The sequence below is a fragment of the Acinetobacter sp. A1-4-2 genome, assembly GCF_040233925.1.
GTDB lineage: Bacteria > Pseudomonadota > Gammaproteobacteria > Pseudomonadales > Moraxellaceae > Acinetobacter.
In genome coordinates this window covers 1,664,089-1,676,096 of record NZ_CP157981.1, presented here as the reverse complement: position 1 = coordinate 1,676,096, position 12,008 = coordinate 1,664,089, and the positions used below count along the sequence as shown (strand labels likewise).

Annotated in this window: 11 protein-coding genes; 3 read left to right on the top strand and 8 right to left on the bottom strand. The window is 40.8% G+C overall.

What is annotated here, in order from left to right:
* Positions 1 to 18: 18 nt before the first annotated feature.
* The 3 genes from thiM to ABJ384_RS08260 all read right to left on the bottom strand — a co-directional run bounded on the left by thiM (position 19) and on the right by ABJ384_RS08260 (position 2,598).
* Positions 19 to 840: a hydroxyethylthiazole kinase gene (thiM, locus tag ABJ384_RS08270; protein WP_349926688.1), complete on the bottom strand. Its 822-nt coding sequence runs from the start codon at positions 838 to 840 to the stop codon at positions 19 to 21.
* A 75-nt stretch (positions 841 to 915) separates the two neighbouring features.
* A complete protein-coding gene (locus tag ABJ384_RS08265) occupies positions 916 to 2,079 on the bottom strand; it encodes a hypothetical protein (RefSeq protein ID WP_349926686.1) in 1,164 nt (387 codons plus the stop codon).
* Positions 2,080 to 2,334: 255 nt separating this feature from the next.
* A complete protein-coding gene (locus ABJ384_RS08260; RefSeq protein WP_349929722.1) occupies positions 2,335 to 2,598 on the bottom strand; it encodes a hypothetical protein in 264 nt (87 codons plus the stop codon).
* Positions 2,599 to 3,032: 434 nt separating this feature from the next.
* Between ABJ384_RS08260 and pepN the strand changes: the two genes are divergently transcribed.
* Both pepN and ABJ384_RS08250 read left to right on the top strand, forming a co-directional pair.
* Positions 3,033 to 5,639 (top strand): aminopeptidase N, encoded by a 2,607-nt coding sequence (pepN, locus tag ABJ384_RS08255; RefSeq protein ID WP_349926684.1) that lies wholly within the window; start codon positions 3,033 to 3,035, stop codon positions 5,637 to 5,639.
* 296 nt (positions 5,640 to 5,935) lie between these two features.
* Positions 5,936 to 6,151, top strand: a complete 216-nt coding sequence (locus ABJ384_RS08250) for a hypothetical protein (protein WP_349926682.1) — start codon at positions 5,936 to 5,938, stop codon at positions 6,149 to 6,151.
* A 165-nt stretch (positions 6,152 to 6,316) separates the two neighbouring features.
* On the opposite strand, the gene ABJ384_RS08245 is transcribed toward ABJ384_RS08250, so the two are convergent.
* Together ABJ384_RS08245 and ABJ384_RS08240 are read right to left on the bottom strand one after the other, a co-directional pair.
* Positions 6,317 to 6,760: a universal stress protein gene (locus ABJ384_RS08245; protein ID WP_131274561.1), complete on the bottom strand. Its 444-nt coding sequence runs from the start codon at positions 6,758 to 6,760 to the stop codon at positions 6,317 to 6,319.
* 131 nt (positions 6,761 to 6,891) lie between these two features.
* Positions 6,892 to 7,335, bottom strand: coding sequence for a universal stress protein (locus tag ABJ384_RS08240; RefSeq protein WP_349926680.1), 444 nt, complete (start codon positions 7,333 to 7,335; stop codon positions 6,892 to 6,894).
* Positions 7,336 to 7,602: 267 nt separating this feature from the next.
* Between ABJ384_RS08240 and ABJ384_RS08235 the strand changes: the two genes are divergently transcribed.
* Positions 7,603 to 8,604, top strand: coding sequence for an alpha/beta hydrolase (locus ABJ384_RS08235; protein ID WP_349926678.1), 1,002 nt, complete (start codon positions 7,603 to 7,605; stop codon positions 8,602 to 8,604).
* Positions 8,605 to 8,954: 350 nt separating this feature from the next.
* On the opposite strand, the gene ABJ384_RS08230 is transcribed toward ABJ384_RS08235, so the two are convergent.
* The 3 genes from ABJ384_RS08230 to tal all read right to left on the bottom strand — a co-directional run bounded on the left by ABJ384_RS08230 (position 8,955) and on the right by tal (position 11,993).
* The gene (locus tag ABJ384_RS08230) at positions 8,955 to 10,136 is read right to left on the bottom strand and encodes a benzoate/H(+) symporter BenE family transporter (protein ID WP_349926676.1); all 1,182 of its coding nucleotides are present in this window, start codon (positions 10,134 to 10,136) and stop codon (positions 8,955 to 8,957) included.
* 136 nt (positions 10,137 to 10,272) lie between these two features.
* Positions 10,273 to 10,923, bottom strand: coding sequence for a leucine efflux protein LeuE (leuE, locus tag ABJ384_RS08225; protein WP_349926674.1), 651 nt, complete (start codon positions 10,921 to 10,923; stop codon positions 10,273 to 10,275).
* A gap of 80 nt (positions 10,924 to 11,003) precedes the next feature.
* On the bottom strand, positions 11,004 to 11,993 hold the full coding sequence (tal, locus tag ABJ384_RS08220; RefSeq protein ID WP_349926672.1) for a transaldolase: 990 nt from the start codon (positions 11,991 to 11,993) through the stop codon (positions 11,004 to 11,006).
* Positions 11,994 to 12,008: the final 15 nt, after the last annotated feature.

Here is a 12,008-nt window from a genome sequence, read left to right as displayed (position 1 = left end):
CAGGAATGTAGACTAAACTTAAAGGCTAAGAATTTTAAGATCCGCATATTGCTGGATTAAATCCGGATTTAATCTGTGAATGTGATCCATAAAAGCCACATTAAAATGTCCGATCATTTGTGTCTGTTCAAAGGCCAGTTTTCCTGCAATAGCAAAATGGGTATGGGCTGCAATCGTCGCAATCGTTGGTGACGTAACAGCGCAATAAGCTGCGATTAATGCACCCAGTGCACAACCTGTCGCAGTGACTTTGGGCTGTAAATAAGAACCGCCATTGACCTGAATTACGACATCTAGCTCTTTAGTCAAAATAAAATCGGATTCACCAGAAATGGCAATACAGTCAGCATGGGCTAACAGTACTTTAGCCTGATGATAGACATCGGCACTATCCAAAGTGCTATCCACGCCTTTGGATTCTACCTGGTTGCCTGCAAGAGTACTGATTTCTGAAGCATTACCTCGAATGACCGTGGGATGATATTGCAGTAATTCATCCACCATGTCTGAGCGCCATTTTAGAATGGGTCCATAACCGACTGGGTCGAGCACCCATGGGGTATGGGTATGCTGTGCCGTTTGTGCAGAAATTTGCATGGCCTGCATCTGTTCATGGGTGGGTGTACCCAGATTAATACTGAGTGCAGCGGCAATCGTGGTAAAACTTTCGGCTTCGAACGGATTGTCAATCATAGCCGGAGAGGCACCTGCGGCCAGCAATACATTGGCTGCATAATTTGCTGCAACACTGTTAGTAATACATTGTACCAAAGGCTGCCGGCTTTGCAGTTGTGTCCATGCTTCAACAATCTGCTCGACCAATGTTGACGTTTGATTCATGGGATTATTCCTTGAATTGTACAGGGTAGAGTCGGAGAAACTGGACATATCAATCACCATCTAGTGGGTGAAATTTTATTGGGTAAAATAGTGGTCTTGATGCTTACAGGTTCGACAGCAGAGTGTCACATAATTTTCAGCATCATAATCGACAGTAAGTTCATTAGAACCACAATACATACAGCGTTTTTGTGAATAAAAACTTAATCGCGGTTCAATTTTTTTCCATAATTTCCAGATTGGCTGGAAAAAAATACTCTCATCATAGCCCAGAAAGCGGAACAACAGGATTTCGCTCATCTTGCTAAAAGGAATGTTGTGTGGACGGGGCAGGGTGGAGGTTTCCCATTTTTCAGTCACGGAACGTTCACGATATTGCTGTAAGGTTTTCTTTAACAAATTGGTATTAATAAAGTTTTCATTGCGTGCTTGTAGGGCTTTTTGCTGATGCAAATATTCTAAAGCAGTTTGTACTAAATAGTAGATTTGACCTACTGCCAGAGAATCCATCAGGCGATAGCAGAAAGTTTGAAAGCTATTGTTCCCTGCAATCTGGATACCCCAAGTACGACAGTAAAACTGGGCAAACTGAATAATTTCCTGATACAGCACCAGATAAAGCGTATTTTTGACTTCATCGGCATTTTTAAAAGGCACACCCAAGGTTAAATTTTCATAGAACCAGTTTCTCAGTTGCTGGGTAATACTAAACAGACTCGGTTCCGAATAACCGTCCAAACGGACATTGATGTAATAATGATGGGCTTCGGATGCAAAATCCTTGGCAATCAGGATCTGTTCTTTTACCAGTTGCTTGATCAAATAATTCTGGAACAGATAATTTGGTGTAAGGGAATGATATTTAATATTTTCCCAGTCTATATATTCATAATGCGTAGTATGTTCCTGAACCTGATTATCCAGAATACTGAGTAAAAACAATTTATTTAAAAAACTGATTTGATCCAGTCGGTATTCAACAGCATCTTTGTCTTTGGACTTCAGCTTACGCTGTTCCTGAAGCCGTGTTTCAGCCAGCATTCTTTTACGTTTGGCCAGACATGTTTCACAGTGGCAGTTGCCGCGTCCATCCTGAAACAGGCGATGATGACAGTGACTACATTCATGAAAATTTATTGCTTGATCGTACTGTTCAGCCTCTATCCAGAACATGGATGCCTGACATAAAGGACATGAGGTACTTTCATCGAGCTGTTTTTGCAGAATTTGAAGAAGCATGGAATGAGTCGATCACAAGTCGGGTTAATCATTGCAGAGATTATACACCTGTCTTTTGCCGTGACGTGATGGAATAGTACTGAATGGAAAATAATTAGCTAAGCACAAGCTGGCCGGAAAGTAGGATACTGAAAAAATAGCCTAAGTTTTACAATACATTGAAATATGTGGAGGTGAAGACCTGATCTTTCATCTCCACAATAAAGGATAGGGGGCATCAGAAGGATGGAATTAAATCAGAAGGTACGTTTCCGGTTAATAAGAGGCAGGGCAAGGCAGAGACTCATCCTCCTCGCCTAGCTGCTTTGCATTAATCAAGGCCTGAACTTTTTTAGATGGAACTTTTTTGCTTCCTAGAGCATCGTAATTATTTAAAATTGCGTAAATATCCGCTGATTGCATTGGAATACCTTCACAGCTTAGAAACATGGCAATCACTTTGTGATCAATTCCGGCAGCATCAAGCGTTTGCATGGTTTTGATATTTTCAACGCGAACAATATGGTCTTTTAAATACATCATACACCTCTTCTCGTTTTGTTTTAATTTTATAGTGCGCTTTACACAGATGAATACAAGCAAAAATCGTGCTCAAAATGTAGTCATCTTGAAAATTAGTGTCAATTTGGGTTAAGTCTTTTTATTTAATCTGAAAAAAATAAATTTATACAAACATATATGAAAAAGGCGCTATCCGAGCCGCAGGAGTATAGGGCAGAAAGTGAGGACATATTCTCAGCATGATGTGTAGCATGTGCTTCTTTTATGCACCTTAAGTCATCAATAGGGACATTAATTGTACCAATGTGCATAACTTGAATTGAAAACTGACAGCAATATGCCCATATATGACTTAAATCAATGGCACAGACAGATTGCGAAAGTTGTCGTATGATCGAAGCGTTTCACAACAACAAAGTCTTGGCTTAAGAACGACAGGATTAGGACATTATATGAATATCGCGGCAAACCCGGTGGTTGAAGCAGACCAAACAGTTTATTTAAAAGACTATCAAAAACCTTCTTTTTTGGTGGATTCAATCAACTTAGATATTCGAGTCTATACAGATCATACGCAGGTCAATGCAAATCTGGTGATGAAGCGTCAGACTGCCGGGGATTTGGTGCTGCTGGGCCGTGATCTGGAATTAAAATCCATTACCTTAAATGGTAAACTTCTGACAGCTGCAGATTACACCCTCGATTCTGAACAACTGGTAATTGCCAATGCACCAGATCAGGTCATTCTGGAAACTGAAGTGGTCATTCATCCGGAAAGCAATACCCAGCTTGAAGGTTTATATCAGGCCAGTGGTGATTTATTCGTAACGCAAAACGAGCCTGAAGGTTTCCGTAAAATTACCTTCTATCCAGACCGTCCGGATGTACTGTCTGTATTTACTACCCGTGTCGAAGCCGATAAAAAATTTCCGGTACTGTTAGCCAATGGTAACCTGATGGAAGCTGGTGAGGCTGGTGAAGGTCGTCACTATACCATCTGGCAAGATCCGACCAAAAAACCAAGCTATCTGTTTGCCTGTGTGATTGGTGATTTGGCGGTACTGAAAGATTCTTATGTGACCTCTGAAGGCCGTAATGTATCGCTGGAAATTTATGCCGAAGAAAAAGATATTCCAAAATGTCACATTGCCATGGAAGCCCTAAAACATTCGATGCAATGGGATGAGGAACATTATGGTCGTCCCTATGACCTGGACAATTACATGATTGTGGCGACCAGTGCCTTTAACATGGGTGCCATGGAAAATAAAGGTCTGAATATCTTCAATACTTCATGTGTGCTTGCCGATGAAGAATATACCACCGATGCTGCCATCATGCGGGTACAGTCAGTCATTGCCCATGAATACTTCCATAACTGGACCGGGAACCGGATTACCTGCCGTGACTGGTTCCAGTTGTGCCTGAAAGAAGGCTTGACGGTATTCCGTGATCAGTCTTTCTCGGAAGATTTACAGTCAGCAGCAGTACAACGTATTGATGATGTTGCTGTACTCAAAGCCCACCAGTTCCCTGAAGATTCAGGTCCATTATCGCATCCGCCACGTCCAGATCATTTTGTCGAAATTAACAACTTCTATACGGCAACGGTGTACGAAAAAGGTGCGGAAATTAACCGCATGATGTCAACCTTACTTGGCAAGGAAAAATTCCGCCAAGGGACTGACGAATACTTCCGCCGTCATGACGGTCAGGCAGTAACCGTTGAGGACTGGGTGGCTGCGCTTACTGCTGGTTCAGGCGTGGATTTATCGGCATTTCTGATCTGGTATAACCAGCCGGGTACACCAAAACTGCAAGCCACAGGCGAGTATGATGCTGCAACTCAAACCTATCGTTTAAGCTTTAAACAAAGTTTAAAAGCGAATGCAAAATATCCTAACCTTAAAGCCGTTCCCATTCCTGTGGCTTTGGCATTATTCAATGCCGAAACAGGTGAGCAATATACCTTGCAATCTGAAGCACTGTTTGAAAATGGCGTAAAAGATGGCGTGTATTTATTTGATCAAAATGAGGCAAGCATTGAATTTAGCGGCGTGATGGCAAAACCTGTGGTGTCATTGCTGCGTAATTTCTCTGCACCGGTCAATCTTGAATTCAACTATTCAGATGAAGAACTGGCCTTCTTGATGCAATATGAAACCAATGGTTTTAACCAGTGGCAGGCCACTCAAACCCTGCTGGAGCGTATTTTGCTGGAAGGGCATGATGCTGATATTTATATTCAAGCTATGAAAAATACTTTGCCTGAAGTCATTAAAAAAGATCCGCTCTTGGCTTCACGTCTGTTTGATGTACCGACCGAAGGCTATTTGGGTAGCCGTATTGATACCGATTATCAACCTGCTAAAATTCAGGAACAGCGTAATGTTTTGTTGGATACATTGGTACGTGACTTGGGTGCATTCTGTAAACAGACTTACCTGGACTTAGATCCGGATAATCAGAGCGAATTCTCTCAGGCGATGGGTGTACGTGCCCTCAGAAACATCATGCTTGCTATGATTGCACGTCAGGGTGATGCCTCTGCCTTTGATTTAGCGTATGAACAGTATCATACAGGCAATATGTCTGAACGTTTGGGTGCACTTAAAGTCTTGGTTTGGAATGATGCGCCACAAGCCAAAGAAGCTTTAGCAGATTTCTATAACCGCTTTGAAGATGAAGCCTTGTCGTTAGATCAATGGTTTATGGTTCAGGCAGCGCATCCAAAAGCAAATGCAGAAACCATCAAATACTTAACTTCACATCCGGACTATGATTTGGGTAACCCCAACCGTATTCGTTCGGTAAGTGGCGGTTTAAATGCCAATCCAGTCAATACATGGAGTTTTGGTGTGCAACACTTTATTGATCTGGCTAAATACTTGGATGAGAAAAACCCGATAGTCGGTTCACGCTTATTACAAGTGCTTTCTCGCTGGTACACCTTGGCAGAGCCACAATGTACAGAAGTGAAAAATGCACTGGAAGCCTTAAAGCCACAAGTGAAATCCAAAAACGTATCGGAAACTTTGAATAGTATGTTGAGTATCTAACTGAGCATCCATTAATCATGAAACGCCTTTTCTTGGTGCAAACTGAGAAAAGGCTTTTTTGTTGATATTTCAAGTATTGTACGCGCTGAAAATGCTGCTTATGTTTAGATTGACTTAGTTGAATACTTGAATAGTAAGACATAATTCATATTGCATAATTACTTTAAAAGTGTCGAATAAATCACTGTTATGGCTTAAAATAGCCATGTCAAAGCTCATCTTAAGGTGAGCTTTTATCATTTACAGACTGTGATTGCATTAGCCTGTCATTTTACTAAATAGACTGGAGATTGGTTTTGTTAGTTAAAATTGAAGATGGTTTCTACCTAAATTCTCAGCATATCATTGCAATTCGGATTTCAAAAAATGCGACTGACGGAAATTTTGCTGTGTTGATTGAATATACACCGAATAATATTCAGGCGACGGGAAGCTATCAAAAAAACTTTGCCAGCAAACTTGAAGCAGAAATTTACCTGCAAAATTTACATCAGCATATTTCCAAAACATAAACTGTGTTGAGGTTACTTCAATGCTGATTAAAAACAGTTTCTTTGGCAAATATTCCCCATTCAGTTTACCAGCTTGAGATCAAGTGCATGGATGGCGGCAGCAGAAGCACATGATAGATATGCTTATATAAAAAAGTCCCTGTGCTGCAGGGACTTTTTTATTGCTTAGACTTTCATAATCAGTACTGGAATAGGAGACTGGGTCAAGACTTCTTGGGCCACACTTCCCAACACTAATTTTTTAAATCCGGTACGACCATGTGAGCCCATAATAATCAGATCGGCACCCACTTCATCGGCAACCTGCATAATACCTTCAGCAGGTGATACACCCCGAACGATTTTGGTATCGACTGCAATGCCATCACGAATGAAAGATTGCTTGATTTCTGCCAGGTTCAACTGTGCATTTTTTTCAGCTTCGATAAAGTAATCGGTAATTGCCGGTGCGACTTTATAAAAATCAACTCCAACAAAAGGATCAACCGCAATCACACTGGTAATGGTGACCTGGCAATTTAAAGGCTTGGCCAAAGCCAGAGCCTGTTCAACAGCGGCATAAGAAATAGGAGATTCATCTACTGGAACCAAAATATGTTTATAAGTCATGAAATTACCTTATGAATATTGCTGAATGGATAAGTGTGATGGCGATTTATAATCAGTTATGATGATCATTTTACCAATTGCCGAAATTGGTAAAATGAGCCTTTCATCTATGGAGAGACTCATTAAAAACCTTATTCTTTGATCACTAAAACAGGAAGCTTGGTGGTTTTTAGAACATCCTGAGCAAAGCTGCCCAGAAGGAATTTTTGAAAACCTTTACGACCATGCGAACCCATCACAATCAGGTCAGTTTTCAATTTTTCTGCAGTTTCCAGAATACCTTCTTCTGAAATATTGCCCTTAATGATTTGAGGTGTTGCAATGACACCATTTTCAGCGGCAATTGCTTTGGCTTTTTCTAAGGCTTTTTCGGCATTGGCATAAGCCTGCACAAAATATTCTTTCATGATTGGAGATGGATAATAAAAATCTGCTTGAGAAAATGGGTCTTCAGTAACCAGGCTGATCAAGGTTAACTGACTGGAAAATGCTTTAGCAATTTGAGCTGCATTTTTAACTGCAGAGAAAGAAATTTCTGAGCCATCAACTGGGACTAAAATATTTTGATAAGACATAAGCATGATTCCTTAGCATTTATTATGTAGCTATTGTTTATACATAGCACATTGTATTGAATTGATCAATTTACTCTGTAAAAAATGTTTTAAAATTCATTAAATTATATACAAATCATAAATATAACTGTATTCACTGTGACATTCAAAAACCGAGTTTAAAACTCAACATTTGGGCCTGTATTTCTAAATGTTTAAACAGTCATTAAAATGCTGCAAAATATGATGATTTTTCTCAATTTTGTGGAAAAGTTGATAGGGTAAATTGTGTATTCGAAATCTTTTAGTCTAAGTGTATGCCTCACGGCTGCACTATCCAGTAGTGCTTGCCAGAATATACAAAGCAATAGCAAGGTCATTGCCAGTGTATTTAATGCCTCGACTAATGTTCAAAAAAAGTTTATTGATCGGCATGCTCCTGAAGTTTTAGCTCAAACTAATATTGCATATCTGCAAAATCCGGCGCTGCATCTGGATCTTTACCAACCCCGTGATATTGCAGATTTGGGAAACCGGCCGACGGTGGTCTGGATTCATGGCGGTGGCTGGATTTCCGGTTCTAAACAACATGCTCGAGGCTACTTTAAACGTCTTGCTGATCAAGGGTATAACGTGGTTTCAGTCGAATACCAATTTGCTCCGCAAACGATTTATCCTGAGCAGCTGCTGCAAATTAATCAGGCCCTAAAATTTATTAGTGAGCATGCCGAGACTTACCATATTAATGCCCAGCACCTGTATCTGGCGGGTGACTCGGCAGGTGCAAATTTAGTCAGTCATTATGCAGCTTTACTCAGTAATCCTGATTTTGCCCGAAAGTCTGCGATTTCACCGTTAATCCAGCGTGAGCAAATTAAAGGGTTGATCCTGCATTGCGGTATTTATGATATGAATGCCTTTATCAAAACGGCTCCAGATGAATTAAAACTGATCGAATGGGGAGTGTTTAATCTGGTTCAGGCCTATACCGGTAATAAAAAAGATGATGCAGATTTTTTAAAAAGCATTTCTCCTATTCAATATTTAACTGCGAATTATCCGCCTGTTTTCATTAGTGGCGGCAATAAAGACTTTTTGACCAGGACCCAGTCTGTCCCTTTTGTAAGTGCTTTGCTTAGTCAGAAGATACCGGTAACCGAAGTTTTTTATCCTGAATCTAAAGAGTTTTTGGTCCATGAATATCAGTTTATGATGAGTAAAAGGGCCAGTCAGCAGACATTTAAGCAAACCATCCAGTTTATTCAAAAATATAGTGATTCAGCTTTGTAGCTTCGTTTTAGACAGCTCATATCTAAAAATGGGACAGCCCTTAAATTATTCAAAATAGCACTTTAAGGTGAATTGAGGAAAAGATGATCCGAATTCTGTTTTGTTAGTTTATCCCTTACTGGGTTTAGCTATTATTTTAGAAGTAACAGAACTCACTTTTTGCTCAAAACGGAAAATTCTGGCAAACAGGGACCGAGTTTGCTGGTAGTTGTGTTTTCTAAATTCATCGAGCAGGGTTCAAGCAGGAAGATTAAGAATTATCATCCTGCATGTAAAGCACATAGCTATAAACCTGATCCTGGCTTACCCTGTGCCGGAATATCCATAACCAGATCGATAAACTACAAAAGTTATTTGCAGGATTGTGCTACCTTAAACTTTAATATGATAGATACGATAATACCAAAAATTAAACCCCAGAAGGCTGAACCAATTCCAAAAAACTGAATGCCGGAAGCGCTGAATAAAAAGGTAAATAATGCGGCTTCTCGTTCGCGGACATCCTGAAAGGCGATAGCTATGTTGTGGCTAATGGTGCCCAGTAAGGCAATACCTGCCAGCGCGACAATAAAAATGGCTGGGAAAGACATCAGTAAACTGGTCAGTGTTGCTGCGAAAACCCCCATCAAGATATAGAAAAATCCACAGCTTATGCCGGCAATATAGCGTTTCTCTGGGTCAGGATGAACCTGATCATCCAGACTGACGGCTGCACTAATGGCTGCAATATTGACCGTGTAACAGCCAAATGGAGCCAGCAGGGTCTGGGTAACTCCGGTCCAGCCAATCAGCTGATTGACATGGGGCTGATAGCCATAGCTTTTGATCATGGCAATACCGGGTAAATATTGTGATGCCATGTTAATGACGAATAATGGCAAGGCCAAACCCAAAAGGGCGGACCAGCTAAATTCAGGACTAATCCATACCGGTTGCGCCAAACTCCATTGTAAAACTGGAGGATGAAACTGCATAAACATTGGACAGAGCACAAGTCCGGCAATCACGGTAATGACGATGCTGTAACGTGGAGACAGACGTTTAGACAGAACATACGCTGCTAACAATGAAATGATAAAGCCCCAGTCATTTTGCATGCTGGCAAACAGGGCAATGCCGAATTTGAGTAACACACCTGCCAACATGGCACTAGTTAAGCTTTGTGGAATATAAGATAAAATTTTCTGAAAAATACCCGAAAAACCTAAAATGGCACTGAGTAAACCACAGACCAGAAATGCACCGATGGCTTCGTGCAAGCTATAACCATTGCCAGTGGCTAAAATCAGGGCCAGTCCAGCAGTTGACCATGACGTGGCAACTGGATATTTAAATTTCCAGGACAAAATTAAACCAGACAGTCCAATCCCTAAACCTAATGCCCAAAACCAGGAGCTAATTTGCTCTGGCGTAGCCCCTAATATTTGTGCAGCTTGAATGACCAAAACTGCCGAAACACTGATACCAATCAGAAAGGTAATGAAACCTGCAAATACCGCAGGAACGGAAAAGTCTTGGAGAAATTTGTGCATACATCCTTTGCGTGCTGGATTTGTTAAAATTTGAAAAGTGTAATAATCATACGCCTGTGGTTAATAAGCGGAAAGAAATTATTGCCTCAATTTATAGGCTTTTTACAGGTTTAATTTGCTTCTTTAGACCGTAGAACTACAGGGTTGAGGTCGCGAGTTTAATCCCGAAACCACAAAATAACAGTCCCACAGCTGCTACACATGAGGCCGTTACTTTATAACGCGAAGTAAAATAAGATGCCAGTTTTGCACCGGAAAAAATCAGGATGGTTAAATAACTCATGCTAATGATCTGCAAGATGACTGCAAGTGCAGTAAAGGTAATGGCCGGATAAGGATAGGCCGGATCGACAAACTGCACAAAAAAGGACAAATAAAATAAAATGGCTTTGGGGTTTAAAATACTGATGGTTAATGCTGTTTTAAAGGGTTGCAGCTGTTCAATATTTTTTTCTACTGTTGCTATTTGTGTTGTGGAGTGCAGGACATTCCAGCTGTGATAGGCAGCAATCAGCAATTTTATGCCCAAATAACTTAAGTAAATTGCACCAATAATCTTCAGTAAGGTAAATACCCAAGGTAAAGCATGCAGTAATGAGGCTGCACCCAATGCTGTCAGTAGAATTAAAATCAGGTCGCCGGTATAGACACCAAAAGCACTTTTATAGCCGGCTTTAATACCGAAACGTGAAGCGATGGACATCACATACAGTGAATTTGGACCGGGTAGTAATACGATTAGGGTAGTGCCAATAATATAGGTGCTAAGATCGGTTATGCCGAACAAAATATACTCTCAAATCATCAAAAAAGCCGACCTGTTCACTATAACAAAATCGGCTTTTTTTAGGGAAAGATAGGAATAAATTAAGCTTTAATTTCAGCATCCAGGCCGAAAGATTGGCGCAGTAAGGTATTTAACTGTTCACGTGCTTTAATAAATCCGTCAATGCCGCTTTGTAACAGTTGAGAAGACATTAAATCTTTTTCAATCTGAGCTTTAAAGCTTTCTTGGGTTAAAGGCTCAACCTGATGCTGGCAATGGGCTTGGGTATGATCGTTGCTAAGCTGGGCCACCACTTCACGCTGGTCCTGTTCCAGTTCTGCCAGAAGGTTAGGAGAAACGGTAAGCAGATCACAGCCAGCCAATCCAAGTACCTGATCAATACTTCGGAAACTTGCGCCCATTACTTCTGTTTTGATGCAATGCTGCTTGTAGAAATGATAAATCTGTTTGACTGAAAGTACACCCGGGTCTTTATCAATTGGATAATGATCGACATTTTCCGCTTTTTTATACCAATCCAGAATACGGCCGACAAAAGGGGAAATCAGGGTGACATTGGCGTCCGCACAGGCTTGAGCCTGACGCAAGCCGAATAACAGGGTCAAGTTACAATGAATGCCTTCAGCTTCTAATGCTTTGGCTGCCTGAATGCCTTCCCAGGTGGAAGCGATTTTAATCAGGATACGGTTCTGATCGATACCATAGGTTTTATATAATTCCAGAAGTTCTTTGGCTTTGGCAATGGTGCCTTCAGTATCGTAAGAAAGTGCTGCATCGACTTCGGTAGAAACACGTCCTTGAATCAGTTTCAGAATTTCCACACCAAACTTGACTGTCAGGATATCGATGGTACGTTCAACCAGAAGATCGCCGCTATAACCTTCAGATTTCGCCTGTTCAAAGGCAGCTTCAATCAGTTCCTTATTTTCAGGCTGATTCGCTGCAGCTGTAATCAGTGAAGGATTTGTTGTTGCATCAAGAGGGCGAAATTTTTCGATTGCGGAAAAATCGCTACTGTCGGCAACAATGGTAGTAAGGTTTTTTAATTGATTTAAGGCTGATTGAGTCATTGTCGTCTGGTTCTT

Coding starts and splice junctions, on each gene's coding strand:
- pepN (WP_349926684.1), top strand. CDS start 3,033: ATGAATATCGCGGCAAACCCGGTGGTTGAAGCAGACCAAACAGTTTAT.
- thiM (WP_349926688.1), bottom strand. CDS start 840: ATGAATCAAACGTCAACATTGGTCGAGCAGATTGTTGAAGCATGGACA.
- ABJ384_RS08260 (WP_349929722.1), bottom strand. CDS start 2,598: ATGTATTTAAAAGACCATATTGTTCGCGTTGAAAATATCAAAACCATG.
- ABJ384_RS08265 (WP_349926686.1), bottom strand. CDS start 2,079: ATGCTTCTTCAAATTCTGCAAAAACAGCTCGATGAAAGTACCTCATGT.
- tal (WP_349926672.1), bottom strand. CDS start 11,993: ATGACTCAATCAGCCTTAAATCAATTAAAAAACCTTACTACCATTGTT.
- ABJ384_RS08245 (WP_131274561.1), bottom strand. CDS start 6,760: ATGACTTATAAACATATTTTGGTTCCAGTAGATGAATCTCCTATTTCT.
- ABJ384_RS08240 (WP_349926680.1), bottom strand. CDS start 7,335: ATGTCTTATCAAAATATTTTAGTCCCAGTTGATGGCTCAGAAATTTCT.
- ABJ384_RS08230 (WP_349926676.1), bottom strand. CDS start 10,136: ATGCACAAATTTCTCCAAGACTTTTCCGTTCCTGCGGTATTTGCAGGT.